Source organism: Arthrobacter sp. MW3 TE3886 (assembly GCF_041262145.1).
In the GTDB taxonomy this organism is placed as follows: domain Bacteria; phylum Actinomycetota; class Actinomycetes; order Actinomycetales; family Micrococcaceae; genus Arthrobacter.
On sequence record NZ_JBGCAN010000001.1, the window covers coordinates 532117 to 557573 of the forward strand.

The window sequence follows — 25457 nt, forward strand, 5'->3', positions numbered from 1 at the left end:
TTAGCTTCGTATCAGTTTTGGCGTCTCCCTGAATCCTACTGCGCGGCCGCAACCGGCTTGCCGCGGCAGCCTCCCGGACCGTCCCCGGACCCGGCATGAGAGGCTGGAAGAACATCTGTCCCGACCAATCCGGGCCGGTGCGCAGGGACCCAACAAATGTAACGGCCCGCGGCAGCACAAGCGATGCCAGGAGGAATGACGTGCAAAGCAGTCCAGAGACCGTCGACACCCGGACCGCCCTGGTGGTGGGGGCAAGCGGAATTGCCGGATCCGCCCTGGTGGACAGGCTCGCCGAGGAGGGCTGGGACGTGGTGGGGCTCTCCCGCAATCCCCTTCGCCGCCGCGGCGTGCGCCATGTGAGCGCGGACCTGACCTCGGTCGGGAACCTGCGCGAGGCCCTGGCAGGTGTTTCACCCACCCATGTGTTCTACACCGCCTGGTCCAGGCGGAAGACCGAACAAGAGAACATCGACACAAACGCGGGCATGCTGCGGAACGTCCTCGCCAGCCTCAACGGCAAGCCTGTGAGGCACGTCGCCCTCATGACCGGGCTGAAGCATTATCTGGGCCCCTTTGAAGCGTATGCGGCCGGGGAAATGCCGGACACCCCCTTCCGGGAGAGCGAGCCGAGGCTGCCGACGCCGAACTTCTACTACGCCCAGGAAGACGAGTTGTGGGCAGCGGCCGCGAAACAGGGCTTTGGCTGGTCCGTGCACCGGGCGCATACGGTGATCGGGCATGCAGTCGGGAACACCATGAACATGGGACTCACGCTCGCCGTTCAGGCATCCATCTGCAAGGAACTGGGCCAACCGTTCATCTTCCCGGGTTCCGAGACGCAATGGAACAGCCTCACGGACATGACCGACAGCGGTCTGCTGGCGGACCACATGATCTGGGCGGCCACAGCGGACAACGCGAGGGACGAGGCCTACAACATCGTCAACGGCGACGTCTTCCGCTGGCGGCGCATGTGGCCTGCGCTGGCAGGCTACTTCGGGGTCGAACCGGTGGGCTACTTCAACGAACCCCGCCCCCTGGAGCAGCAAATGCGCGGCATGGAAGGCGTGTGGGCGGACATCGCCGCCCGCCACGGGCTGGCCGAACCCGATATGGCACGGCTGGCATCCTGGTGGCACACGGACGGCGACCTGGGCCGGAACCTCGAGGTGGTCACGGACATGAGCAAAAGCCGGCTCGCCGGCTTTACCGGGTACCGCCGCACGGAAGACGCATTCCTGCAGCTGTTCGACCGCTACCGTGCGGACCGCTTGATTCCGGCGGCGTCCTAGGCTGCGACACGGCCGCGCGGGCCTTTCAGCACTGGACCGGCCGTGACCGGCGAGGCCACAGTGAACCATGCGGTCCATGGTTGCGGGCGGCCGGCGCCGGCTGATGGTGATCGCGGCCGTGGTGGCTGCGCTGGGCCTGCTCGCCGCCGGCGCCGTGGTCCTGCTGTTGCCGGGGACGCCGACGGCGTTCCCGCCCGCATCCACGCCTGTCACCGCGACGGCATCCGGGTCCGTCCCCGCAACTGCCTCCGTCCCCGCAACTGCCTCCGCCTCCGGGACACAGGCCCCTGCCTTGACGAGCGCGACATCGCCGCCCCCGGGAACCGGCCTGCCTGCTCCGGCCGTGCCGGTTCCCGTCCCGCCGCCCGCCCCGGAACCGACAGCTCCCACCCCGGAACCGACAGTTCCCGCTACGGCGCCGCCCGCGGCGTCGTTCCCCGGCGCGCTCGCCGGCCGCGACGTGGAAACCATCCCGGGTGCGGGCGCCGCCGTCGCCCTGACCTTTGACGCCGGCGCCAACTCGGCCGGACTGCCCAGCATCCTGCAAAGCCTCGCCGCCGCGCGCGTGCGGGGCACGTTCTTCCTCACCGGTAGCTGGGCAGCCGCGAACCCCGGAGGGGTGGCGGCGATCGTCGCCGGCGGACACCGGGTAGGCAATCATTCCATGACGCACCCGGCCTTCACCGGGCTGTCGGATGCCGGCATCGCGGACCAGCTCCGCTCGGCCGAACAGGCCATAAGGGCGGCCGGCGCGGACCCGCGGCCGCTCTTCCGCTTTCCCTTCGGTGACCGCGACGCCAGGACCATCGCCGCGGCCAACAACCTCGGCTATCTTCCGGTGCGCTGGAGCGTTGACACCCTGGGCTGGAAAGGCACCAGCGGCGGCGTGACAGCGCAGCTCGTGGCGGACCGGGTCCTGGCGGGCCTGAAACCGGGGGAAATAGTCCTGATGCATATCGGCTCCAATCCCGACGACGGGACCACCCTGGACGCTGATGCGCTGCCCCAGGTCATCAGCCGCGTCCGCCAGGCCGGCTACGACTTCACCACCCTCGATGCACTCCTGGGCTGAGCGCAGCCGGGCGAAACGCCGCTGTCGCCCCGCACCGATCGCTGATAGGGCTGGGCCATGACGGAGTCGCCCACAGTTGCCGCCGCGCTGGCGCCCGTCGATGCCGTGATCTTCGAGCTTGACGGAGTCGTGACAGACACCGGCGAGCTCCGCGCCGCGGCCTGGAAACAGCTCGTGGACGAGCTCATGAAGGACCCCCGGCTTCCCGCCGGCGCGCGGCGCGGGTCCCTCACGGACGACGAATTCGCACGCTGCATCGAGGGCCGGACCCTGGAGGACGGCGTGGCCGGGTTCCTGGCCTCGCGCGGGGTCGCCATTCCCCGCGGCTCGCCCGCGGACAGCCCGGCAGGGTGGACGGCGTTCGGGCTCGCGCGGCGCCAGAACAAGATCTTCGAAGCCCTGTCCGCGGGCCGGCCCGTCCCCGTCTTCCCCGGCACCGCCGCGCTTCTTGAACGCCTCCGGGCAGGGCGGATCCCGGTGGTCCTCGCCACGTCCGGCCTGAACGACGCCGCGATCGTTGCCGCAGCGGGCCTTGTCGATGTCTTTGACCATATCGTGGACGGCCAGGGCGCCCTGGACAACGGCGCCGCCGGAGTGCCAGCGCCGGAGCTGGCCCTGGAGGCCGCCCGCCGGCTGGAGATCACCCCGGCCCGGGCCATGGTGATCGCCGGGGCCGCGGCGGGGGTGGACGCCGGGCGGCGTGGGGGATTCGGGCTCGTGGTCGGCCTCGACCGGGCCGGGCGGCGGGCCGCGCTGGAAGCCGCGGGCGCCGACGTCGTGGTTGAAGACGTCAGTGAACTGGACATCGGGCTGGTCATTACGCACCCGTGGCTGCTGGTGTACGAGGGCTTCGATCCCGCCCACGAAGGGCACCGGGAGGCGCTGACCACGCTCGGCAACGGCTACCTCGCCACCCGCGGCGCCGCCCCGGAACACCGCGCGGGGGACGCCCACTATCCCGGCAGCTACCTTGCGGGCGTCTACAACAGCCTCGCGAGCGTCGTCCAGGGCGTAGAAACCGTGGACGAGCACATGGTTAACATCCCGGACTGGCTGCCGCTGGATGTCCGGGTGGGCGACGGTGCGTGGTGGTCCGACGGCGGCCTGACGCTCCGCAGCGAGCGGCGCACCCTTGACCTCAAGCGGGCCCTGCTGAGCCGGGAAGCGCTCTTGGCGGACGACGCCGGACGGCAGCTTCAGGTACTCCAGCGCCGGCTCGTGTCCATGGCCGAGCCCCACCTGGCCGCACTGGAAACCACGCTGACCGCCGTCGGGTGGAGCGGGTCCATCAGCATCCGCAGCGGTTGCGACACCGGCGTCACCAACTCCAACGTGCCCGAGGACGCCCAACTGGCCAACCGGCACCTGACAGCGGTGGCCGTGTCCTCGTCGGTGTCTTCGTCTGAGGACGGTTCGGACGCTGCGGAGCTGACGGTTCAGGTGCAGACGTCCGGGAGCAGGATCGGGATCGCCCTGGCGCTGCGGACCCGGATTTCCGGCGGCGGAGTTCCCGGGACTGTCGGGGCCGGCGCGGTTCCCGAGTCGGCCGGAGGCATGTACAGCCACCGCTTCGAGCTGCAGGTCACTGACGGCATCCCCGTCACGGTCACCAAGACAGCCGCCGTCGCCACCTCCCGGGACCACGCCGTGGCCTCGCCAGTCTCGGGGGCGCTCGCGGTGCTCTCGCGCGCACCCCAGGAGTTCGACGCGCTGCTGGCGGACCACGACGCGGCATGGAGCCTGCTGCTGGCACCGTTCATCATCGAATCCGATGCCCCGTCCCAGGCCCAGCTGATCCTGAACCTGCACGTTTTCCATCTGCTGCAGACACTGACCACCCACACCGCCGAGCTCGATGCCGGTGTCCCGGCCCGGGGGCTCCACGGCGAGGGGTACCGGGGGCACATCTTCTGGGATGAACTCTTCGTCCTGCCGGTCCTGAACTCCCGGCTGCCCGCGGTGGCCCGCGAGCTGATTGACTACCGCTGGCGGCGGCTGGGAACCGCGCGGGACGCGGCCCGGAAGGCCGGGCTGCGCGGCGCGCTTTTTCCGTGGCAGAGCGGCAGCGACGGCACCGAGCAGACACCCAAGTTCCTGTTCAACAAGCTTTCCGGGCACTGGATGCCGGACTACTCACGCCTGCAGCGGCATGTTGGACTGGCGGTCGCCTACAACGCCTGGCAGTACTTCGAAGCGACCCAGGACCGGGGCTGGCTGACCCGGCACGGCGCCGAGATTGTGGTGGACGTCGCCAGGCTGTTCGTCTCCCTGGCGGAGCACGACGCCGCCCAGGACCGGTTCCACATCAAAGGCGTCATGGGTCCGGATGAGTACCACACCGGCCATCCGGGCAACCCCGGCGGCGGGCTGGACGACAACGCCTACACCAACATCATGGCGGCCTGGGTGTTTGACCAGGCGGTCTGGATCATGCATTCAGTACGGGGTTTCGACATGGAGGAACTCCGGGCACGGCTGGGGATCACGGGCGCGGAAATCGACGCCTGGGCGCACCTGAGCCGGCGCATGTTCGTTCCCTTCCACGACGGCGGCATCATCAGCCAGTTCGACGGTTACGGAGCCCTGCGGGAACTCGACTGGAATCACTACCGCCGCGCCTACCGCAACATCGAACGGCTGGACCTGATTCTCGAAGCCGAAGGGGACAGCACCAACCACTATCGGCTGGCCAAACAGGCGGACGTCCTCATGCTCCTGTATGTCCTGGGCGAGGACCAGCTCCTGGGGTTCCTGCGCCGGATGGGCTACGACGTCGAGCCGGCGCAGATCGCGGCCACCGTGGACTTTTACCTGGCCCGGACCGCGCACGGCTCCACCCTTAGCCGGGTCACCCATGCCTCGGTGCTGGCGCAGCACGATCCGGAGCGGGCGTGGGCGACCTTCAGGGAAGCCCTGGACACGGACCTGGACGACACCCAGGGCGGCACCACGCGCGCGGGCATCCACCTGGGCGCCATGGCAGGCTCGATCGACGTGATCCAGCGCAGCTTCGCCGGGCTACGCATCACCCGGGACGCCCTGGACTTCACCCCGCGGCTGCCCGCCGAGCTGTCCCGGGTGGAGTTCCAGGTCCGCTACCGTGACCAGTTGCTGGCCGTGCACCTCGGCCCGGACCGGCTGCGGGTGTCGGCCGCCCCGGGGGACGCGTCTCCGGTGCTGGTGCGGGTGGGCGTCGAGAAGGTGCTGCTCCGGGCGGGCCAGGAGCACGAGTTCCGCCGGGACGCCGGGACCCCCGGCTGGACGCGCGGGGCGTGACCTGGGCGTCTTTGCGGCGACTCGCCTGCGATGGTTCCGGGCTACGTCGCGTCCAGGTGCAGCACGGCCGCTCCGGTGATCCGGTCCTCCGCCAGGTCCCGCAGGGCCTGGTCCGCGGCCTCGAACGGGTACGCCACAGTGGTCGGGCGGAGCGGGATCTCGGCGGCGATCCGGAAGAACTCCTCGCCGTCGGCCCTGGTGTTGGCGGTGACGCTGCGCAGTTGGCGCTCTTCGAAGAGCTCGTCGGCGTAGTGCAGGGACGGAATATCGCTCAGGTGGATGCCCGCGACGGCGAGCGTCCCGCCGCGGTCCAGGGCGCGGAGCGCAACCGGCACCAGCCCGCCCGCGGGGGCGAAGAGGATCGCGGCATCCAGGGGATCGGGCGGTTGCTCCTCGGCCCCGCCCACGAACGTCGCGCCCAGGTCCAGGGCCAGCGCGCGCGCCTGCGCGGACCGGGTCATGACGTACACGCGGGCACCGCGGTAGAGGGCGATTTGGGCGGCCAGATGCGCGGAGCCGCCGAACCCGTAGATGCCCAGCCGCCCGCCGATCGGCAGTTCGGCCCGGGTCAGGGCACGGTAGCCGATGATGCCTGCGCACAGGAGCGGTGCGGCCTCCTCATCGCTAAACGCCTCCGGGATCCGGTAGGCGAAGTTCTCCGCCACCGTGATGAGCTCTGCGTACCCGCCGTCGCGGTCCCAGCCGGTAAACGTGGGCGACAGGCAGAGGTTTTCCTGGCCGCGCAGGCAGAACCGGCAGGCGCCGCAGGTACTGCCCAGCCAGGCCACGCCCACCCGTTCGCCAAGGCCGAACCTGGCGGCCCCCGGGCCCTGCCCGATCACCTCGCCCACTACCTCGTGGCCCGGGATGATCCCGGGGTGCCGCGGCGGGAGGTCGCCCTCGGCCAGGTGCAAGTCCGTGCGGCACACACCGCAGACCCGCACTTTCAGCAGGACCTCTCCGCGGCCCGGCACAGGGTCCGGGCGGTCGGCGGCCACGAGGGGCCCGCTGGACATGGGCCCGGGACGTCCAACTTGCCAGGCGCGCACCGCGGCCTCCTTCTCTGCAGCCTGTGCAGGTCCGCATCGGTTACGTTCGCGGCGGCTAGCGGGTGACCAGCACGTTGCAGCGCGCCTTGTGCAGCACGGCGGAGACCGTGTTGCCGGCTCCGGCCGCGGGGTTGTGGGTCCCGAGCACCAGGACGTCGGCGTCGTCCGCGGCGTCGAGGAGCTCCCGGGCGCCATGGCCCTCGCGCAGGACGCCGGAAACCTCCAGCCCTGGCCCCAGCCCGCGGGCCTCGTCGATGGCGCGGTCGAGCAGCTCCTGTCCCTGGAGCATGGCGTGGCGGCCGTGCTCTTCCCGCGCCCCGCCGCGCAGCGGCTCGACGTGGACGAGGTGCAGCGGGGCGCCCAGGACTTTGGCCAGCCGGACGGCCTCGGCCACTGTGGCCGGGCTGCGGGGCGAGGCATCGACTCCCACCACGACGGGGTGGGCACGGCGGCGCGGGCGCCGGATGATCATCACCGGGCAGGGTGCCGAGCCGGCCAGATCAATGCAGACCGAGCCGGCCACCTGGCCCAGGACGGCGCCGAGGCCGCGGCTGCCGACTACCAGCAGCCGTGCGTCCCGGGCGGCGTCGCGCAGCACAGGTGCCGCGAGCCCGGCTTCCATGAGCCCGTCGACGGCGGGGCCCGGGCGTTCCGGCCCATCCTCGGAAACGGTTGGCTCGAGGCCCGGCGGCGCGGCTCCGACTGCTTCGAGGACGGCCTTGCGGGCCAGTTCTACGCCCTCGGCGAGGATGGCTTCGGCGGAGTGCCGCAGCCCGCTGCCGGCCACCCCTTTGACGGGGCCCAGGTTCTTGGTGAAGACCGGCCACACCCAGGCATGGACCACCAGGAGGTTCAGCCCGGCCGCGGCCGCGTATTCGGCCGCCCAGCGAACGGCGAGTTGGGCGGCCCCGGACCCGCCGTAGCCGACCGCCACGGTGCCGCCCTGTTGCCCTGTGGGTGCCGACATTTTCCCTCCCGGCTCGGCGGACGCACCCCTTCGCCCGGCACTCTGTGCAGCCCCAGTAGAACCCTGCGGCCCGGGAATGGCTAGGGGCTTTGGTCCCGCGGGCTGCCCGCGGCCCGCGGTGCGGTGCCGCCCGGACCCGGTTCCCGGGTCCCGGTGCCCGGGTCCCGGTTCCCGCGGCCGGGGGCGGGGCTGCCGGTGAACTAGGGTTGAAGCATGCACATTGCGGGGGAAAGCTGATGGCCAAGCGGGGCAAAGGGCGGGGCGCCCAAACCGCCGGGCCGGGAGTGGTGGAAGTGCCCAAGGGTTCCCGCCCGGCCGGTCCTGTGGCGGGGGTGTATTACATCGATACCGGGGACTGCGAGCTGATTCCGGACCAGGACAATTCCACCGGCTGGCTCCTGCGCATCAACGGTGTCATGAGCTCGCACATTGACCTCGCGGACCCGTTGTTCCTGGACTTCGAGTACATGCGATGGATCGCGGCCCTGGTGGAGTCGCGCTGGCCGCGGGAGCCTGGGCCCAGGCTGCGCGCCCTGCACCTCGGCGGGGGAGCATGCTCGCTGGCGCGCTATTTCCACGCCGCCTATCCGGACGCCCGCCAGGTGGTGGTGGAGCTGGACGGCAAGCTCGCCGACTACGTCCGGGGCTGGTTTGACCTGCCCAAGGCACCGCTGCTGCGCCTGCGCGTGGGGGAGGCCCGCGAGGTCACGGAGAGCCTGACCCCGCAGACCCGGGACCTGATCATCCGCGACGTCTTCGCCGGCTCGCTGACCCCGCGGCCGCTGACCACCCGGGAATTCATCGGGCACGCCAGGCGGGTCCTGGCGCCGGGCGGGATATATGTGGTCAACTCCGGCGACGCCCCGGACCTCAGGAATGCCCGCGAGGACGCCGCCACCATCGCCGACGCCTTTGCGTACACCGTGATCATCGCGGATCCGGCCATGCTGAAGGGCCGGCGCTACGGCAACATGGTCATGGCCGGCAGCGATGTGCCGTTCGACGACGACCCCGGCCTCGCGCGGCGCCTGCTCGGCGGTGCGGTGCCGGCCCACATCTGGAACGACGAAAAGGTGCGGGCGTTCGCGGCCGGCGCCGCCGTCCGGCATGACCCGAAGGCGCCCGTTCTCGCGGAGCCGCCCGTTCTCGCGGAGCCGCCCGTCGAGCTCCCGGCCGGGCCCCGCGCAGGGACGCCGACTGCTCCGTAGCGGCCCTTTTGCGGCACCATAACGGCGGCTACGGAGCAATCGATGTGGTTGCTCCCCGCCCCAGCAGGGCATCGCGATGCGCCGCGGTCTGCTCCCGCAGCGCCTGCACGAGCGCGGCCACTGCCGGCCGGCGCATCGAATCGGGCCGGAGCACCATCCAGTAGGGGAGCAGCTCCGCGAATTCCTCCGGCAGGAGCCGGACGAGGTCCGGATGCAGGTCGGCCGCGAAACAGGGCAGGAACCCGATCCCGGCGCCGGCCCGGGTGGCCTCCACATGGACGAAGACGTTGGTAGAGCTGAGGCCGTCCCGCATGGTGGGCACCAGCCGCCGCGGGGCGTCCAGATCGTCCACCTGCAGCATCGAATCGACGAAATAGACCAGCGAGTGGGCCGTCAGTTCCTCCACGGTCGCGGGGGTGCCGTACTCGGCGAGGTAGCCGCGGGAGGCATACATTCCCAGCATGTACTCGCCGAGCCGCGCGGCCTCTGCCCGGTGCACCTGCGGCTCGCCGACCACCACCTCGATGTCCAGGCCGGACCGCTGCTGGAGCGCCCGGCGCGTCACGGTGATGATCTCGACGCTGAGGCCGGGATGGTCGCGGCGGAGCCGGGCCACGGCCGGGGCGGCGATGTAGGCGCTGAAACCGTCCGTCGCGGTCATCCGTACGACGCCGGTGATGGGGTCCGGCGTGTGCCCGGGCTGTTCCAGGGTGCGCACGGCACTCTCGACCTGCTCGGCCACCCGCACGGCCTCGGCACCGAGCTCGGTGAGCTCCCAGCCGCCGGAGGCGCGCGAGAGCACGCGGCCGCCCAGCGCCTTCTCCAGCGCCGCGATCCGCCGGGAGACGGTGGTGTGGTTCAGTCCGAGCGCCTGGGCCGCCGTCGTAAATTTCGCCGAACGGGACACCGCGAGCAGGACCAACAGGTCATCGGGATTGGCGTTCATATCTGCAATTCTGCACATACAGGGTGCCGGTTTGGCCATTGAATCGCCGTGGATGTGCGGCAATACTCAATGGAGCCATTTCAGTGCTGTGCGTCACAGCGCGTGTCACCGTGGACACTAAGGAGAACCAGATGAGCGTAAACGAACGCTCTGCAACAACCCCCGTAGCACCCGCATCCAAGGGTTCCGGGCTCAAGAAAATCGTCGCAGCATCGATGGTGGGAACCGTCGTCGAGTGGTACGAATTCTTCCTCTACGCCACCGCCGCCACCCTGGTGTTCGGCAAGTACTTCTTCCCCGCCACGGGCAACGAACTGGACGGCATCATCCAGGCGTTCCTGACCTACGCCGTCGGTTTCGTGGCCCGCCCGCTGGGCGGCATTGTCTTCGGGCAGATCGGCGACAAGCTCGGCCGCAAGCCCACCCTGCAGCTCACCATCATCATCATCGGTGTCTCCACCTTCCTGATGGGCTGCCTCCCGGGCTTCGCCACCCTCGGCTACCTGGCGCCGGCGCTGCTGGTTTTCCTGCGGTTCATCCAGGGCTTCGCCCTCGGCGGTGAATGGGGCGGCGCAGTCCTGCTCGTCGCCGAGCACAGCCCCAACAAGTCCCGTGGCTTCTGGTCCAGCTGGCCCCAGGCCGCCGTTCCCGTGGGCAACCTGCTCGCCACCCTGGTCCTGTTCATCATGTCCAACGTGCTCAGCTCCGCCGACTTCCTCAGCTGGGGCTGGCGGGTGGCGTTCTGGCTTTCCGCCGTGATCGTGTTCGTCGGCTACTACATCCGCACCCACGTCTCCGAATCGCCCATCTTCCTCGAGGCCAAGGCCCAGCTGGAAGAGGATCAGTCCGCCAGCTACGGCGTCCGCGAAGTCATCCGCAAATACCCCAAGGGCATCCTGCAGGCCATGGGGCTCCGGTTCGCGGAAAACATCATGTACTACCTCGTGGTCAGCTTCGCGATCGTCTACCTGAAGTCCGTGCACAAGTACGACACCTCGTCGCTGCTGCTGGCCCTGCTGATCGCCCACGTCGTCCACTTCCTCGTCATCCCGCAGGTCGGGCGCCTCGTGGACAGCTGGGGCCGGAAGCCGGTCTACCTCGTCGGTGCCGTCACCGGCGCCACCTGGCCGTTCTTCGCCTTCCCGATGTTCGATACCCGCAACCCGGTAATCATCGTCCTGGCGGTCACGATCGGCCTGTGCCTGCACGCCTTCATGTATGCCGGCCAGCCGGCCCTCATGTCGGAGCTGTTCCCGACCCGGATGCGCTACGCCGGCGTCTCCCTCGGCTCGCAGGTCACCTCGATCTTCGCCGGTTCGCTGGCGCCGCTCCTGGCCACCCAGTGGCTCAAGGACACCGGCTCCTGGCTGCCGACCGCGATCTACCTGCTGGTCGCCTGCGCCATCACCACCGTGGCAGTGCTGAGCCTGAAGGAAACCAAGGGCATCGCGCTGGAGGACGTGGACCGGGCCGACGCCGAACGCGAAGGCCTCCCCGTGGCAGCCACCCGCTGAGCTGCCTGAGTTTGGGCCGGCTCCAGCCATGCTGGAGCCGGCCGCCTCATCGAAACTTTTTTGACATGGAAGGCTGAGTTATGGAAAACACGCTGAACGGGCGCAAGGCCCTGGTCACCGGCGGCGCCGGCGGGATCGGCGCGGCCAGCGTCCGGGCGCTGGCGGCACGCGGGGCCAAAGTTGTGATCGCGGATAGGGACGAGTCCGCAGCGGCCGCGCTAGCCGACGAGGTCGGCGGCACCGCGTGGGCCGTCAACCTGCTCGACGTCGAATCCCTCCAGACGCTCAGCCTGGACTGCGACATCCTGGTGAACAACGCCGGAATCCAGCGCATCAGCCCCATCGAGGACTTCGATCCGGCCGACTTCCGCCGCATCATCACCCTCATGCTGGAGGCGCCGTTCCTGCTGATCCGGGCCGCGTTGCCGCACATGTACGCCAACAACTTCGGCCGCATCATCAACCTGTCCTCCGTGCACGGGCTCCGGGCCTCGCCGTTCAAGAGCGCCTACGTTTCGGCCAAGCACGGGCTCGAGGGCCTGAGCAAGGTGACGGCCCTCGAAGGCGGGGCGCACGGCGTCACGTCCAACTGCATCAACCCCGGCTACGTCCGCACGCCCCTGGTCGAATCGCAGATCGCGGACCAGGCGAAGGTGCACGGCATCCCGGAGTCCGAGGTGCTCGCGAAGATCATGCTGACCGAATCAGCGGTCAAGCGGCTCGTGGAGCCCGAGGAAGTGGCGTCCCTGGTGGCGTGGCTTGCTTCCGACGACGCCGGCATGGTCACCGGCGCCAGCTACACGATGGACGGCGGCTGGTCCGCGCGGTAACCCGGCCGCCGAAACCGGCGCGGGGTCACTTATCGCCCATGCGGAAGGTATTTATGGGCGGTAAGTGACCCCGCGATGTACTGCTGGAGCAGTGTGCTAGTTCTTGTTGCCCACCAGCGCGAGGGTGCCGCCGAGTCCGATCATCATGACGCCGCCGGTGGTGCTCAGAGCGGCGATCCGCCGGGGGGAGCGGGCAAACCAGTGCCGGGCCGTCCCGGCCGCGAGGGACCACGTGCTGTCCGAGACCAGGGCAATGAGCAGGAAGACCGCCCCCAAGGTGGCGAGCTGCACGGGAATCGCGCCGGCCGAGTAGTCCACGAACTGGGGAAGCACGGCCACGAAGAACACAATCGACTTGGGGTTGGTCGCGCCGACGATGAAGCCTTCCCGGAGCACCCGGGCAGTCGAGGTCGGGTTCGAGGACGACGCCGTCGCCGGCCCGCCGCCGCGGTGCCGGATCGCCTGGATCCCGAGGTAGACCAGATAGGCGGCGCCGGCGAATTTCACCACACTGAACAGCAGCAGGGACGGGGCCAGCACCACGCCGACGCCCAGGGCCACGGCGGCGATCTGCACCACCTCGCCGGCCGCGTTGCCCAGGACGCTCAGCAGCCCGCCCCTGCGTCCCAGGGCCAACGTCCGTCCGATCACGAACAGCACGCTGGGCCCCGGGACGGCGATGAGCACGAGGGCGGCAAGGGCAAAAGCCAGGAGGTTGGCGGCGGGAACCATGCCTGATCTTAACCCCGTGAGGGCGCGCCCGGGAGTGCCCTGTCAGGGGCGGGGACCATTACCGCCCGGCCGGAACCTGCGGGAGCTGGGCGGTCTCGTCGGCCAGCTCCGCCCGCGCCCGGCCGTGGCCGCGGACCCAGAGCCGGTAGGCGAGCACCAGGAGGCCGAGCCAAACGGCGCCCACGTACAGCGCCACCCGAGTGTCCTCGAATGCGCCCAGAATCACGATCACCAGGGCCATGAACGCGATGGTCAGGATGGAGGCGGCGGGCCACCACGGTGAGGGGAACTCCGACGCCGGCAGGGACTTGCGGGCGATCTCGCGTTTCATGGCGACATGGGAGGCCAGGATCATGGCCCAGACCCACACGGTGGCGAAGGTGGCGATCGAGGCGATCAGCAGGAAGACGTCCTCCGGGATCACGGCGTTCAGCACCACGCCCACCAGCAGGATGCCGGTCATCATCACCACGGTCATCCACGGCACCCCGTGACGGGAAACCTTGCCGAAGCTCGCCGGGGCGTGGCCCTGCCGGGCCAGGCCGAAGAGGATCCGGCCGGCGCCGAAGATGTCGCTGTTGACCGCCGAGAGCGCCGCCGTGATCACCACGGCGTTGAGGATGTGCGGCGCGGCCGGGATCCCCAGGCCGCTGAAGATCTGCACGAAGGGGCTGCCGTTGCTGCCAATTTCGTCCCACGGGAACAGGCTCATCAGCACACCGAGGGTCAGCACGTAGAACAGCAGGACCCGGACGGGGACGGTGTTGACGGCCTTGGGGATGACCGTTTTCGGATCGGCGGCTTCACCGGCGGTGATGCCGAGGGTCTCGACGCCGCCAAACGCGAACATCACCACGGCGAAGGAGGCGAGGAGCCCTTCGAACCCGTTGGGGAACAGGCCACCGTGGTCCACGAGGTTGCCGAGCCCTGGCGCCACGGTGGCGCCGCCGGCCTGGAAGCCGAAGACGATGATCGCCGCCCCGCCCGCGATCATGGCGATGATGGCCGCAACCTTGATCAGGGAGAACCAGAATTCCAGCTCGCCGAAGACCTTGACGCTGAGCAGGTTCAGTGCCGCCAGGAAGAAGATGATGGCCAGGATCCAGACCCAGCGTTCCACGCCGGGGAACCAGAATCCCATGTAGATGCTGAACGCCGTGACGTCCGCGATGGCCACGATCGCCATCTCGAAGACATAGGTCCAGCCCGTCACGAACCCTGCCAGCGGGCCCAGGTAGCGGCTCGCGTACTGGCCGAAGGAACCGGACACCGGATGCCGCACCGCCATTTCGCCGAGGGCGCGCATCACCATGAAGACCGCGGCGCCGCCGATCATGTAGGCCAGCAGGACGGCCGGTCCGGCCTTCTGGATGGCGGAGGCGGAGCCGTAGAACAGCCCCGTGCCGATCGCCGAGCCCAGCGCCATGAAACGGATGTGGCGGACGTTGAGTCCCCGGCTGAGTACGGAGTCGACTGCTGCGCCGACGGCGGTGACGGCGTTGCCGGTGCCTGCTTCGGCGGGCGCCGGTTTCGTGGCGGTTTGGGCTTGTTGCATGCGAATACCTTCTCGTCATTGGGAGGGGGATCGCTATCCAGCAGACCATGTCCGGCCTTGCTGTGATGAGTTTCACGGGAACTTGGTGTCTTCGATTTCAGACTGTGCGGCGCCCCGCGCCGGGCGGCGGCCGCCGCCGTCGTCGAACCCCGACCGGCGGGGGAGCGGCGAAAGAGCTTGACAACATGTCAGGATTTCCTCACATTCGAGGTGTCGTCCGGCGCCTGCGGTTACACAATGGCGAGCTGACCCAGAGGAGACGCACCATGAAAGCGATCGTCCAGGATGTTTACGGTTCCGTTGAGGTGCTGGCACTGCGCGACGTCGACGCCCCCGTGCCCGGCGACGACGACGTGCTGATCCGGGTCCGGGCCGCCGGCGTCGACCAGGGCGTCTGGCACCTCATGACGGGCCTTCCGTACCTGACCCGTGTGGTTGGCTACGGGCTCAGGAAGCCGAAGACCCGCATCCGGGGGCGGGCCGTGGCCGGCCTGGTGGAGGCTGTCGGCCGGAATGTCGTCGGCTTCCGGACCGGGGATGAGGTGTACGGCACCTGCGAGGGATCCTTCGCCGAATACGCGTGCGCGAAGGAAGGCCGGCTCGCGCTGAAGCCGAAAAACCTCAGCTTCGAGCAGGCCGCCGCCGTCCCGATCTCGGCCGTCACGGCCCTGCAGGCGCTCCGGGACGCCGGCAGGGTCCAGGCCGGGCAGGAGGTCCTCGTCATCGGCGCGGCCGGCGGTGTCGGCACCTACGCGGTGCAGCTCGCCAAGGCGTTCGGGGCGCAGGTGACGGGGGTGTGCAGCACCGCGAAAACCGATCTGGTCCGCTCGATCGGCGCGGACCACGTCATCGACTACAAGCATGACGATTTCGCGGACGGATCCCGGCAATTCGACCTCATTGTGGACACCGCCGGCAACCGTCCGCTCACCGTCCTGCGGCGGGCGCTCAAGCCGAAGGGAACGCTCGCGATCGTCGGCGGCGAAGGCGGCGGACGGCTGACGGGCGGATTTGAACGCTCGCTCGGCGCCGGGCTGCTCTCGGTGTTTGTCGGCCAGCGGCTCACGGGCGTCATGTCCGCAGAACGGGCGGAGGACCTCCGGTTCCTGACCGGGCTGATCGAGGCCGGCGCGGTGACCCCCGTTATCGGCAAGAGCTATGCCCTGGCGGACGCGCCTGCGGCCATCCGTGACCTGCGCGCAGGCCAACTCCGAGGGAAGGCCGTCGTCACCATTTGAGCCCGGTTTCGTTTGTGCGCCGTCGCGGCCTGGCCTGCGCCGTTTGGTGCGGCGCGGGCGCCTACGGTGTCCCCGCCGGGAAGCGGGCGACGTACTGCCGCTGCCACGGGGTTTCCACAGTCCGGCGCCGGTATTGGCGGCGGACGTAGGACACCGCCAAGCCGGGCGGGACTCCGTCGAGGATCGCGATGCAGGCCAGCGCGGTGCCGGTCCTGCCGATGCCGCGCCAGCAGGCCACTTCAACCCGTTCCGCCTCGGCCCGGCGCCACACCTCCCGGAACGCCTCGAGGGCATCCGGCTGGTCGATCGGCAGCCGAAGGTCGGGCCAGGGCACCCAGCGGGACTCCCACCCCACGGGCGGCGGCTGCTTGCCCAGCAGGTACACGCCGAACTCGGGAAACGGCCCGGCCGGAAGCGGGTAGTGCAGGCCGCGGCCACGGATGAGCCGGCCGGACGGCAGGGCCATGATGCCCTCCGCGGAAGCTTCCCACGTGTGCTTCATGAACCCGATCGTAGTCCGTCCTGCCGCCCGTTGTCCGTGAAACGGAACCACCGGATGTCCGCCGCTGCAGGCGGCGACGGGCTGGTGCCGGTGGCCGGGGACCCGCCGGGAAGCCGGTGCCCATGTTCATCGGCGCGCCGGGGGCCGGGCCGGGCCAGGGGGAAGGCCCGGCGCTGCCTTGTCGAACTTGTCCGGCATTCCAGACAGCCGTTCCTGCGGGAGGCTGTCGGTTGACCGTCGCGGGGCGCATGCTTAAGTACGGGATACCGGACACCGCCCGACCCTGAAGAGGATCCATGCCACCCACCAACACCGCCGTGAGCCGCGCCGCCGTGACTTTGTCCGCAGCGCCTGACGCGCCCGCGCCCAAAACCGTCCACAGGACCGCCGGCACCAAGGCGGCGTCGAAGGTGCCGGCCGCCGAGAACACCCTGCGCATCCTCAAGCTGCTGGCCTCCCGGCGCGGGCCGATGGCGGCGTCGAACATTGCCACCGCGCTGGGACTGCCGCGCTCCAGCGTCTACCACCTGCTCGGGGTAATGGAGGCGAACGGCTTCGTGCTCCACCTGCACGAGGAGCAGCGCTACGGCCTGGGCATCAGCGCCTTCGAACTCAGCTCGGCCTATTCCCGGCAGGAGCCGCTGTCCCGGCTGGGCCGGCCGATGCTCGCCTCGCTCGTGGACGTGATCGGCGAAAGCGCGCACCTGGCGGTGCTGCACGGCCGCGACGTGCTCTACATCGTGGAGGAGCGGGCCAAGAACCGGCCGTCCCTGGTGACCGACGTCGGCGTCCGGCTGCCCAGCCATCTCACCGCCAGCGGGCGGGCCATCCTCGCCGCGCTGCCGAAGTCGCAGGTGCGGGCGCTGTACCCGAACGCTGCCGCCTTCACGGCCCGGCATGAAACCGAATCGCCCATCATGAAGTACTCCGCGCTGTCCTCGCATCTGGACCAGGTCCGGCAGCGCGGCTACGCCACCGAACACGGCGAGGTCACACCCGGATTCGGGTCGATCGCTGCCGCCGTGACCGACCACCTGGGGTGGCCCACCGCCGCCGTCGCCGTGACCTTCCTAGAGGACAAGCTGCCCGCGGACCAGTGGCCGGTCCTGGCCGCCCGGGTCCAGAAGGTCGCCGACGAACTCTCGGTCCGGATCCACGGCCGCCCCGCCTGACCGGTTGCCCCGTCCCACCCTCAACCTGCAGACCCCGGCCAACCGGCTGAACCAGCTGCTGCAAACAGCAGCCTAAACACCCGCGTTGCACCGACCAGTTGACTTTGCCGGCCTTTTGGCAACCGGAAGTGATAGGGCAACGGGGGAGGGGAAGGGTCTGGAATCCCGGACAGCACCCCTTCGCTGGGTCTGTTTCCGCGGCCGCGAAGGGGCTTTAGTTGATACAGAACCTCATTCCTCCGGATACACCTGGACACCCGTCCGAACAGGCATCATCCGGCCACATATCCAGCGACAAAGGAGACCCTCATGGCACCCGCCGATTTCACCACCGGTGCCCGCCCGGTCAAAGCAGCCCGCGGCACCGAGCTCACCGCCAAGAGCTGGCAGACGGAGGCCCCGCTGCGCATGCTCATGAACAACCTCGACCCCGAGGTCGCCGAGCGCCCCGATGACCTGGTGGTCTACGGCGGCACCGGCCGCGCCGTCCGGTCGTGGGCCGCGTTCGACGCCATCACCCGCACCCTGGAAACCATGGAAAAGGACGAGACCCTGCTGGTCCAGTCCGGCAAGCCGGTCGGCGTCTTCCGCACCAATGAATGGGCGCCGCGCGTGCTGCTGGCCAACTCCAACCTCGTCGGCGACTGGGCGAACTGGCCCGAGTTCCGCCGGCTCGAGGCCGAGGGCCTGATGATGTACGGCCAGATGACCGCCGGGTCCTGGATCTACATCGGCACCCAGGGCATCCTGCAGGGCACCTTCGAGACCTTCGCCGCGATCGCCCGCAAGCTCACCGGGGACGAGAACGGCACGCTCGCCGGCACCCTGACCCTCACCGGCGGCTGCGGCGGCATGGGCGGCGCCCAGCCGCTCGCCGTCACCCTGAACGACGGCGCCTGCCTGATTGTCGACGTCGACGAGACCCGCCTGCGCCGCCGCGCCGGCAAGCGCTACCTCGACGAGGTCGAAACGGACCTCGACACCGCGATCGCCAAGGTCCTCAAGGCCAAGGAAGAACGCCGCGGCTGGTCCGTGGGCTACGTCGGCAACGCCGCCACCGTCTTCCCCGAGATCCTGCGCCGCCACAACGCCGGCGAACTCACCGTCGACATCGTCACGGACCAGACCTCCGCGCACGACCCCCTGAGCTACCTGCCCGAGGGCATCACGGTCGAGGAATGGCACACCGAGGCCGCCGCGGATCCCGAAGGCTTCACCAAGAAGGCCCAGGCCTCGATGGCCAAGCACGTCCAGGCCATGGTCGAGTTCCAGGACGCCGGCGCCGAGGTCTTCGACTACGGCAACTCCATCCGTGACGAGGCCCGCAAGGGCGGCTACAACCGCGCCTTCGAATTCCCCGGCTTCGTCCCGGCCTACATCCGGCCGCTGTTCTGCGAGGGCCTCGGCCCGTTCCGCTGGGTGGCCCTCTCCGGCGACCCCGAGGACATCGCGGTCACGGATGCCGCCATCAAAGAGCTCTTCCCCGAGAACAAGCACCTGCACCGCTGGATCGACGCCGCGCAGGAACGCGTCGAGTTCGAAGGCCTGCCGGCCCGCATCTGCTGGCTCGGCTACGGTGAACGCGCCAAGGCCGGCCTGCTGTTCAACCAGCTCGTCAAGGAAGGCAAGGTCAAGGCGCCCATCGTGATCGGCCGCGACCACCTCGACTCCGGCTCCGTCGCCTCCCCATACCGCGAGACCGAGGCCATGGCCGACGGCTCCGACGCGATCGCCGACTGGCCGCTGCTCAACGCCCTGCTCAACACCGCCTCCGGCGCCACCTGGGTCTCCATCCACCACGGCGGCGGCGTCGGCATCGGCCGCTCCATCCACGCCGGCCAGGTCTCCGTCGCCGACGGCACCGACCTCGCCGCGGAAAAGCTCGCGCGCCTCCTGACCAACGATCCCGGCATGGGCGTCATCCGCCACGCCGACGCCGGCTACGACCGCGCCGTCGAGGTCGCCAAGGAACGCGGCGTCCGCATCCCCATGTCAGAAACCCGCTAACCAAGGTCCCAACCCCACATCGATTGCTCCGTAACTGCCGTTTTGAGCCACCAAAAGGGCAGCTACGGAGCAGTCGATGAGATTGAAGGAACACCATGACCACCACCACGCACTCGCCGCTCACCGTCACCCTCGGCTCCAGCGGTGTCACCCCCGAAGACGTCGTCGCCGTCGCCCGCCATGACGCCCACGTCACCATTTCCCAGGACGCCCTGGACGCCGTCGCCAAGGTCCGCGCCCACATCGACGACCTCGCCCACAGTGAGGTCCCGGCCTACGGGATCTCCACCGGCTTCGGGGCGCTGGCCAACCGGCACATCCCCAACGAGCTGAGAACCCAGCTGCAGAAATCCCTGATCCGCAGCCACGCCGCCGGCATGGGCCCGGCCGTGGAACGCGAAGTGGTCCGCGGCATCATGTTCCTGCGCGCCAAGACCCTGGCCTCCGGCCGCACCGGCGTCCGCCCGGTGGTGCTGCAGACCATAGTGGACGTGCTCAACGCCGGCATCACCCCGGTGGTCCGCGAATTCGGCTCGCTCGGCTGCTCGGGCGACCTCGCGCCGCTGTCCCACTGCGCCCTGGTCCTGATGGGCGAAGGCGAAGCGACTGGCCCCGACGGCACGCTGTATGGGAGCAAGGATGCCCGCCCGGTGGCTGAGCTCCTCGCCGCGCACGGCATCGAACCCGTCACGCTGGCCGAAAAGGAGGGCCTGGCCCTCGTCAACGGCACCGAGGGCATGCTCGGCATGCTGCTGATGGCCATCGCGGACATCCGCCAGCTGCTCACGACGGCGGACATCACCGCCGCGCTCAGCGTAGAGGCGCTGCTCGGCACGGACCAGGTGTTCCTGCCGGAGCTGCACGCGGCGCTGCGCCCGCACCCGGGCCAGGCCGCCGCCGCCGACAACATGCTCCGCGTGCTGTCCAACTCCCCGATCGTGGCCTCGCACCGGATCAACGACACCAAGGTCCAGGACGCCTACTCGCTGCGCTGCGCCCCCCAGGTGGCCGGCGCCGTCCGCGACACCGTGGACCATGCCGCCCTGGTCGCCTCCCGCGAACTGGCCGCCGCGATCGACAACCCGGTGGTCCTGCCCGACGGCCGGGTCAGCTCCAACGGCAACTTCCACGGCGCCCCGGTGGCCTACGTGCTGGACTTCCTCGCGATCGCCGTCGCGGACCTGAGCTCCATCGCCGAGCGCCGGACCGACCGGATGCTGGACCCGGCCCGTTCGCACGGGCTGCCCGCCTTCCTGGCCTCGGACCCCGGCGTCGACTCGGGCCTCATGATCGCCCAGTACACGCAGGCCGGCCTGGTTTCGGACAACAAGCGGCTGGCCGTCCCGGCCTCGGTGGACTCGATCCCGAGCTCGGCGATGCAGGAGGACCACGTCTCCATGGGCTGGCACGCGGCCCGCAAGCTCCGCCGCGCGGTGGAGAACCTGCGCCGGGTCCTGGCGATCGAACTGGTGACCTCGGCCCGGGCACTGGACATCCGCACCCAGCTCTCCGGCGGCGAACTCACGCCGGGACCTGCGGGCGCGGCCGTGATCGCCGCGCTGCGCGACGTCGTCGACGGTCCGGGCACCGACAGGTTCCTGTCGCCGGAGCTCGAAGCGGCGGATGCCCTGGTGGCGTCGGGCAGGGTCCGGGCGGCAGCCGAATCGGCCGTCGGAAATCTCGCCTGAGAAGAAACAAAATGCACGGCGGCTGAACAATTCCCGGCGTCCCCGAAATCTTTGGCGACACGGACGGCGGGGGCCCGGGAACTGTAGTACAAATGGAGAGTCCACACCAACGAAGTTGTGGCAAAGAACACATACAAAGGGGTAAAAGTTCTATGAAAGCACGCGGCACGGTACTGTCCAGGCGCCTTGCATCCGCAGCTACGGTTTCCGACTGGAGCGGCCTCCGGGTCGGCGAACGAGTCGAAATTGTCAAGCACGCACAGGTCATTGCGGCCGGTGAGGTCGAAGAAGTCTCAGTGAGCGGAAATGTGCTCTGGCTGGTCCCTGCCGGACCGTCCGAGACGCAGCTTTTTCCTGCAGTCCGACGGCGTGCAGGTCCGCCGCAGCTAGGCTGACCGTTTTCACGCCGCACGCGAGTATCTTGGTGAGAGGGGCGCCGTTCCGCAGGGACGGCGCCCCTCTTCATCCCCGGACATCGGGGCCCCGGCGGGAGGAATAAGCAATGTTCGAGGCTCCCAGCATCGTCTTTGCGGCGGCAGGCATTGCCGTCTTTGCTGCCGCACTCTTACCCAAGCTGCTGCGCAACGCGCCGCTGTCCATGCCGATGGTCTTCCTGGCGGCCGGCATGCTTGCCTTTTCCTTCATCCCCGGACTGCCGGACCCGGACCCCCTGAAATACGGGGAGTTCACCACCCACCTGACGGAAGTTTGCGTCATCATCTCGTTGATGGGCGCCGGCCTCGCACTCGACCGTCCCGTAGGACGACGCGAATGGTCCACCACCTGGCGGATGTTGGGGATCGCCATGCCGGTCTGCATTGTTGCCCTGACACTGCTGGGACTCTGGGCGCTGGGGCTAGGGCTCGGAGCGGCGCTGCTGGTCGCAGCCGCGCTCGCACCGACCGACCCGGTACTGGCCTCCGAGGTGCAGGTGGGCGAGCCAGCCGACGACGAGCAAGAAACCGAGCGCGGCGAAGACGAGATCCGTTTCGGGCTCACCTCCGAGGCAGGGCTGAATGACGGGCTGGCCTTCCCGTTTGTCTACCTGGCCATCGCCATCAGCCTGTTCGGTTCCGCGCCGTCCGAGTGGTTGCTGCCCTGGTTCCTCACCGATGTCCTGTGGCGGATCGGCATGGGGCTGGCCGTCGGCTGGCTGGCAGGGAAAGCGTTGAGCCGGCTGTTCTTCTCCGCCCGTGACAGCGTCCGGCTCTCCAACCACTCCGAGGGCTTCGTGGCGCTGGCGGCGACGTTCCTCGCATACGGGGTGACGGAAATGCTGGAAGGCTACGGGTTCATCGCCGTCTTTGTATGCGCCGTGACCATTCGGGCCGCTGAGCGCACGCATGGGTTTCACCGCGTCATGCACTCCTACGTGGAGCAGCTCGAACGTCTCATGACCGTGATCATCCTGGTGCTGCTGGGCGGCGCGATTGCGCGGGGCCTGCTGGCAGGCATTGGCTGGGCCGAGGTCCTCGTGGCGCTGGCGTTCCTGCTGCTCGTCCGTCCGCTGGCCGGCTGGATTGGCCTGGCCCGGGGTAAGACCGGCCCGCGGGAACGGATCGCCATTGCCTTTTTTGGCATCCGCGGCATCGGCTCGCTCTACTATCTCGCCTACGCGCTCAGCAAGGGCGACTTCAACGCCCAGGCCGAGGAATTGTGGGCTTTCATCGGCCTGGTGGTGGGAATGTCCATCGTGCTGCACGGGGCGACAACCGCTCCCGTCATGAACCGGCTGGACCGGCTCCGCGAACGGAAGGCTGCGCAGCAGCATGGCGACGAAGGTAAGGCGCCGAAAACGCCAATCTGAGGCGGCAGCGTGCCTTGACCGCCACCTATCCCAGCAGCGTATTGACCAGCCGGGCGGCCACTTTGGCGGTGCGGCCGTCGATATCGAACTCCGGGTTCAGCTCGGCGATATCCAGATGCAGGAGCTTCCCGCTCGCGGCCACCTGACGGCACACGGCGCTGATCACGGGCAGCGGCACACCAAAGGCCGCAGGCGCGCTCACCCCGGGGGCCACAGAGGCCGGCAGCACGTCCAGATCGATGGTCAGGTACACCGCGTCCACCTGGGCCAGGAAGGCCGCCACAAACGCCTGCGCGGCGTCCGCCGAGCAGTCCTCGTCGAGCAGGTAGTCCACGCCGAGCTCCTCTGCCGTCCGGAACAGCGTACGGGTGTTGTTCGGCTCGGAGATCCCGACGACGGCGTAGCGCAGTTCGCGGCCGGCGGCGGCTTCCGCGCGGGCCATCTGGAGGAACGGCGTGCCGGAACTGGGCACCGGCTCATCGCGGAGGTCGAAGTGCGCGTCGAGGTTCAGCACGCCGACGCTCAGGCCCTCGCGCACGGCCGCCGACCCCGCCACGCCGAGATAGCTGGCAAAGGCGGTCTCGTGACCGCCGCCCAGCACCACGGGAAGCCGGCCGGCGTCGAGCAGCCTGGTGATCGCGAGCCCGGCACGTGCCTGCCCCGCCTCCAGCGCGTCCCCGGCCACGGTGACGTCACCGGCGTCGTGCACGGCCCGCGTCAGGTGGAACGCGAGCGGCCCGAGCGCGGCCCGGATGGCGGCGGGGGCGGCCGCGGCGCCGGTCCGGCCCTTGTTGCGCCGCACTCCGGCGTCGCTGCCGAAGCCGAGGATGACGGCGGAGCGGGCAGCGGGGGAACCTGCCGGAACCGTGCGGGGAGCGTAGGGGGTCACCGCCTGCCACCAGCGCCGGTGCTCGTCGCCGTCGCCGTCGAACCGTCCGGTCCAGGGCTGGGGAGGGACATCAACGGGGAGCGCGGGAGAAACCATGTCCCTAGCTCACCGCAGCCCGGGCCGGAAAACCAGCGGCGCCGCCGTCGGACTGTCCGGAATCCCGGAAACTGGGCTTAAACGGCCGGCGGGACCGGGGGAGCGGGCGTTCTTAGTGGATCCCGAGGGCGGCCTCGATCGGGCCGATCGCGAAGAAGAGCAGGAACGCGGCGGCCACGGCCCACATGAGCGGGTGCACCTCGCGGGCCCGGCCCTGGAACAGCCGGATCAGCACGAAGCTGATGAAGCCGGCGCCCAGGCCGTTGGCGATCGAGTAGGTGAACGGCATGAGGGTGAAGGTCAGGAAGGCCGGGATCGCGATGCCCCAGTCCTGCCAGTCGATTTTGCCCACCTGGGAGACCATCATGAAGCCGACGATCACGAGCGCGGGGGCCACGGCCTCGAACGGCACGAGGTTGATCAGCGGGGTGAAGAACATGGCCACGAGGAACAGCAGGCCGGTGACGACGGATGCCAGGCCGGTGCGTGCGCCCTCGCCGATGCCGGCACCGGATTCGACGTAGATCTGGTTCGAGGAGACGGAGGCGCCGCCGCCGATGATCGCGCCCAGGGCGTCGACCTGCAGCACGCGGTCGACGTTCGGGATGTTGCCGTCCTTGTCGATGGTGCCGGCCTCGGTGGCCAGGCCCACCATCGTGCCCATGGCATCGAAGAAGATGCTGAGCAGGATCACGAACGCCAGCAGCGTTGCCGCGACGAAGCCGAGGTGCTCAAAGGCGCCAAAGGGGTTTGCCTTGCCGATCAGGGACAGGTCCGGGGCCGCCCACTCGGAGAACGTCGGGGCCACGAGGGACCAGCCCTGCGGGTTGTGGTTCTTGCCGTCAAAGCTGGGCCCGATGTGCAGGATGGATTCCAGGATCACGGACAGGACGGTCGAGGCGACGATGCCGATCAGGATGGCGCCCTTGACCTTGCGGACCACCAGCGCGATGGTCAGGACCAGGCCGAAGACGAACACGAACGTGGGCCAGCCCAGGAGTTTGCCGTCGAAGCCCAGGCCGACCGGCACGGTGGTGCCGGCGACATCCGGGATGCGGCGCACGAAGCCCGCGTTGACGAGGCCGATCAGGGCGATGAACAGGCCGATGCCCACCACGATCGCGGTCTTCAGCCCCTCGGGAACGGCCTTGAACACAGCCGTCCGGAAGCCGGTGAGGACCAGGATCAGCATGGTGATGCCCGAGAGCACCACCAGGCCCATCATGTCCGGCCAGGTCAGGCCGGGGTTCGTGGCCACCGTGACGGCGACGAACGCGTTGACGCCGAGCCCGGTGGCCAGGGCGAAGGGATGCTTGGCCCACGCGCCCATGAGGATGGTGAGGATGCCGGCCACGAAGGCCGTGACGGCAGCGACGGCGGGGAAGCCGAGCGTTGCGCCCGTGGAATCAGGCCCGGAGAGGATGAGGGGATTCAGCACCACGATGTAGCTCATGGCGAAGAACGTGGCGAACCCTCCGCGGATCTCGCGCGAGACGTTCGACCCCCGCTCGGATATCTTGAAATACCGGTCGAGTGCGGAGCCTTGCTTGAGCATTAGGTCTTGCATTAGTCCTCCGGGAGTGATGTGTGTTGCCTAAATCCTATTTGGCGTCCAAC

19 protein-coding genes and 1 pseudogene are annotated in these 25457 nt (G+C 69.3%); 12 read left to right on the forward strand and 8 right to left on the reverse strand.

Going from position 1 to position 25457, the window contains the following annotated elements; genetic code table 11:
- Nucleotides 1–200: 200 nt before the first annotated feature.
- The 3 genes from ABH915_RS02535 (at nucleotide 201) to ABH915_RS02545 (ending at nucleotide 5640) form a co-directional block, all read left to right on the forward strand.
- On the forward strand, nucleotides 201–1292 hold the full coding sequence (locus ABH915_RS02535) for an SDR family oxidoreductase (protein ID WP_370117430.1): 1092 nt from the start codon (nucleotides 201–203) through the stop codon (nucleotides 1290–1292).
- 67 nt (nucleotides 1293–1359) lie between these two features.
- Nucleotides 1360–2364 (forward strand): polysaccharide deacetylase family protein, encoded by a 1005-nt coding sequence (locus tag ABH915_RS02540; RefSeq protein WP_370117433.1) that lies wholly within the window; start codon nucleotides 1360–1362, stop codon nucleotides 2362–2364.
- Nucleotides 2365–2421: 57 nt separating this feature from the next.
- Nucleotides 2422–5640 carry an HAD family hydrolase gene (locus ABH915_RS02545; RefSeq protein ID WP_370117437.1) on the forward strand — a complete coding sequence of 1073 codons (3219 nt, stop codon included), beginning with the start codon at nucleotides 2422–2424 and terminating at the stop codon, nucleotides 5638–5640.
- A gap of 41 nt (nucleotides 5641–5681) precedes the next feature.
- Here ABH915_RS02545 and ABH915_RS02550 read toward each other — a convergent pair whose 3' ends face one another.
- Both ABH915_RS02550 and ABH915_RS02555 read right to left on the reverse strand, forming a co-directional pair.
- Nucleotides 5682–6689: a zinc-dependent alcohol dehydrogenase family protein gene (locus ABH915_RS02550; RefSeq protein ID WP_370117440.1), complete on the reverse strand. Its 1008-nt coding sequence runs from the start codon at nucleotides 6687–6689 to the stop codon at nucleotides 5682–5684.
- Nucleotides 6690–6744: 55 nt separating this feature from the next.
- On the reverse strand, nucleotides 6745–7656 hold the full coding sequence (locus ABH915_RS02555; RefSeq protein WP_370117443.1) for a universal stress protein: 912 nt from the start codon (nucleotides 7654–7656) through the stop codon (nucleotides 6745–6747).
- A gap of 236 nt (nucleotides 7657–7892) precedes the next feature.
- On the opposite strand from ABH915_RS02555, the gene ABH915_RS02560 reads away from it, so the two are divergent.
- Complete coding sequence (locus ABH915_RS02560; RefSeq protein ID WP_370117446.1) at nucleotides 7893–8864, forward strand: spermidine synthase; 972 nt, start codon at nucleotides 7893–7895, stop codon at nucleotides 8862–8864.
- A 28-nt stretch (nucleotides 8865–8892) separates the two neighbouring features.
- Here ABH915_RS02560 and ABH915_RS02565 read toward each other — a convergent pair whose 3' ends face one another.
- A complete protein-coding gene (locus tag ABH915_RS02565) occupies nucleotides 8893–9810 on the reverse strand; it encodes a LysR family transcriptional regulator (RefSeq protein WP_018774824.1) in 918 nt (305 codons plus the stop codon).
- Nucleotides 9811–9941: 131 nt separating this feature from the next.
- On the opposite strand from ABH915_RS02565, the gene ABH915_RS02570 reads away from it, so the two are divergent.
- Nucleotides 9942–11324: an MFS transporter gene (locus tag ABH915_RS02570; RefSeq protein WP_026266668.1), complete on the forward strand. Its 1383-nt coding sequence runs from the start codon at nucleotides 9942–9944 to the stop codon at nucleotides 11322–11324.
- An 80-nt stretch (nucleotides 11325–11404) separates the two neighbouring features.
- The gene (locus ABH915_RS02575) at nucleotides 11405–12154 is read left to right on the forward strand and encodes a 3-hydroxybutyrate dehydrogenase (protein WP_026539430.1); all 750 of its coding nucleotides are present in this window, start codon (nucleotides 11405–11407) and stop codon (nucleotides 12152–12154) included.
- A 96-nt stretch (nucleotides 12155–12250) separates the two neighbouring features.
- Here the strand turns inward: ABH915_RS02575 and ABH915_RS02580 are convergent, their stop codons facing one another.
- Together ABH915_RS02580 and ABH915_RS02585 are read right to left on the reverse strand one after the other, a co-directional pair.
- The gene (locus tag ABH915_RS02580; RefSeq protein WP_370117450.1) at nucleotides 12251–12886 is read right to left on the reverse strand and encodes a LysE family translocator; all 636 of its coding nucleotides are present in this window, start codon (nucleotides 12884–12886) and stop codon (nucleotides 12251–12253) included.
- Between the two features lie 58 nt (nucleotides 12887–12944).
- Nucleotides 12945–14441 (reverse strand): amino acid permease, encoded by a 1497-nt coding sequence (locus ABH915_RS02585; protein WP_370117453.1) that lies wholly within the window; start codon nucleotides 14439–14441, stop codon nucleotides 12945–12947.
- Between the two features lie 266 nt (nucleotides 14442–14707).
- On the opposite strand from ABH915_RS02585, the gene ABH915_RS02590 reads away from it, so the two are divergent.
- Nucleotides 14708–15679, forward strand: a complete 972-nt coding sequence (locus ABH915_RS02590) for an NAD(P)-dependent alcohol dehydrogenase (protein WP_370117456.1) — start codon at nucleotides 14708–14710, stop codon at nucleotides 15677–15679.
- Nucleotides 15680–15740: 61 nt separating this feature from the next.
- Here ABH915_RS02590 and ABH915_RS02595 read toward each other — a convergent pair whose 3' ends face one another.
- The gene (locus tag ABH915_RS02595) at nucleotides 15741–16181 is read right to left on the reverse strand and encodes a protein-tyrosine phosphatase family protein (protein WP_370117459.1); all 441 of its coding nucleotides are present in this window, start codon (nucleotides 16179–16181) and stop codon (nucleotides 15741–15743) included.
- A 296-nt stretch (nucleotides 16182–16477) separates the two neighbouring features.
- Here ABH915_RS02595 and ABH915_RS02600 point away from each other — a divergent pair, with 296 nt between their 5' ends.
- The 5 genes and pseudogenes from ABH915_RS02600 to ABH915_RS02620 all read left to right on the forward strand — a co-directional run bounded on the left by ABH915_RS02600 (nucleotide 16478) and on the right by ABH915_RS02620 (nucleotide 22855).
- Entirely contained in the window at nucleotides 16478–17353 is an 876-nt protein-coding gene (locus tag ABH915_RS02600) for an IclR family transcriptional regulator (RefSeq protein WP_370117462.1), read from the forward strand.
- A 309-nt stretch (nucleotides 17354–17662) separates the two neighbouring features.
- Nucleotides 17663–19360 (forward strand): urocanate hydratase, encoded by a 1698-nt coding sequence (gene hutU / locus ABH915_RS02605; protein WP_370117465.1) that lies wholly within the window; start codon nucleotides 17663–17665, stop codon nucleotides 19358–19360.
- A 95-nt stretch (nucleotides 19361–19455) separates the two neighbouring features.
- Nucleotides 19456–21048, forward strand: a complete 1593-nt coding sequence (hutH, locus tag ABH915_RS02610; RefSeq protein WP_370117468.1) for a histidine ammonia-lyase — start codon at nucleotides 19456–19458, stop codon at nucleotides 21046–21048.
- A 152-nt stretch (nucleotides 21049–21200) separates the two neighbouring features.
- Nucleotides 21201–21438, forward strand: a pseudogene (locus tag ABH915_RS02615) (hypothetical protein).
- Nucleotides 21439–21550: 112 nt separating this feature from the next.
- Nucleotides 21551–22855 carry a cation:proton antiporter gene (locus ABH915_RS02620; protein ID WP_370117471.1) on the forward strand — a complete coding sequence of 435 codons (1305 nt, stop codon included), beginning with the start codon at nucleotides 21551–21553 and terminating at the stop codon, nucleotides 22853–22855.
- 25 nt (nucleotides 22856–22880) lie between these two features.
- Here the strand turns inward: ABH915_RS02620 and hutG are convergent, their stop codons facing one another.
- Nucleotides 22881–23840: a formimidoylglutamase gene (gene hutG, locus ABH915_RS02625; RefSeq protein WP_370117474.1), complete on the reverse strand. Its 960-nt coding sequence runs from the start codon at nucleotides 23838–23840 to the stop codon at nucleotides 22881–22883.
- Nucleotides 23841–23952: 112 nt separating this feature from the next.
- The gene (locus tag ABH915_RS02630) at nucleotides 23953–25395 is read right to left on the reverse strand and encodes an NCS2 family permease (RefSeq protein WP_018774811.1); all 1443 of its coding nucleotides are present in this window, start codon (nucleotides 25393–25395) and stop codon (nucleotides 23953–23955) included.
- Nucleotides 25396–25457: the final 62 nt, after the last annotated feature.

Coding starts and splice junctions, on each gene's coding strand:
- ABH915_RS02540 (WP_370117433.1), top strand. CDS start 1,360: ATGCGGTCCATGGTTGCGGGCGGCCGGCGCCGGCTGATGGTGATCGCG.
- ABH915_RS02545 (WP_370117437.1), top strand. CDS start 2,422: ATGACGGAGTCGCCCACAGTTGCCGCCGCGCTGGCGCCCGTCGATGCC.
- ABH915_RS02555 (WP_370117443.1), bottom strand. CDS start 7,656: ATGTCGGCACCCACAGGGCAACAGGGCGGCACCGTGGCGGTCGGCTAC.
- ABH915_RS02560 (WP_370117446.1), top strand. CDS start 7,893: ATGGCCAAGCGGGGCAAAGGGCGGGGCGCCCAAACCGCCGGGCCGGGA.
- ABH915_RS02565 (WP_018774824.1), bottom strand. CDS start 9,810: ATGAACGCCAATCCCGATGACCTGTTGGTCCTGCTCGCGGTGTCCCGT.
- ABH915_RS02570 (WP_026266668.1), top strand. CDS start 9,942: ATGAGCGTAAACGAACGCTCTGCAACAACCCCCGTAGCACCCGCATCC.
- ABH915_RS02575 (WP_026539430.1), top strand. CDS start 11,405: ATGGAAAACACGCTGAACGGGCGCAAGGCCCTGGTCACCGGCGGCGCC.
- ABH915_RS02580 (WP_370117450.1), bottom strand. CDS start 12,886: ATGGTTCCCGCCGCCAACCTCCTGGCTTTTGCCCTTGCCGCCCTCGTG.
- ABH915_RS02585 (WP_370117453.1), bottom strand. CDS start 14,441: ATGCAACAAGCCCAAACCGCCACGAAACCGGCGCCCGCCGAAGCAGGC.
- ABH915_RS02590 (WP_370117456.1), top strand. CDS start 14,708: ATGAAAGCGATCGTCCAGGATGTTTACGGTTCCGTTGAGGTGCTGGCA.
- ABH915_RS02595 (WP_370117459.1), bottom strand. CDS start 16,181: ATGAAGCACACGTGGGAAGCTTCCGCGGAGGGCATCATGGCCCTGCCG.
- ABH915_RS02600 (WP_370117462.1), top strand. CDS start 16,478: ATGCCACCCACCAACACCGCCGTGAGCCGCGCCGCCGTGACTTTGTCC.
- hutU (WP_370117465.1), top strand. CDS start 17,663: ATGGCACCCGCCGATTTCACCACCGGTGCCCGCCCGGTCAAAGCAGCC.
- hutH (WP_370117468.1), top strand. CDS start 19,456: ATGACCACCACCACGCACTCGCCGCTCACCGTCACCCTCGGCTCCAGC.
- ABH915_RS02620 (WP_370117471.1), top strand. CDS start 21,551: ATGTTCGAGGCTCCCAGCATCGTCTTTGCGGCGGCAGGCATTGCCGTC.
- hutG (WP_370117474.1), bottom strand. CDS start 23,840: ATGGTTTCTCCCGCGCTCCCCGTTGATGTCCCTCCCCAGCCCTGGACC.
- ABH915_RS02630 (WP_018774811.1), bottom strand. CDS start 25,395: ATGCTCAAGCAAGGCTCCGCACTCGACCGGTATTTCAAGATATCCGAG.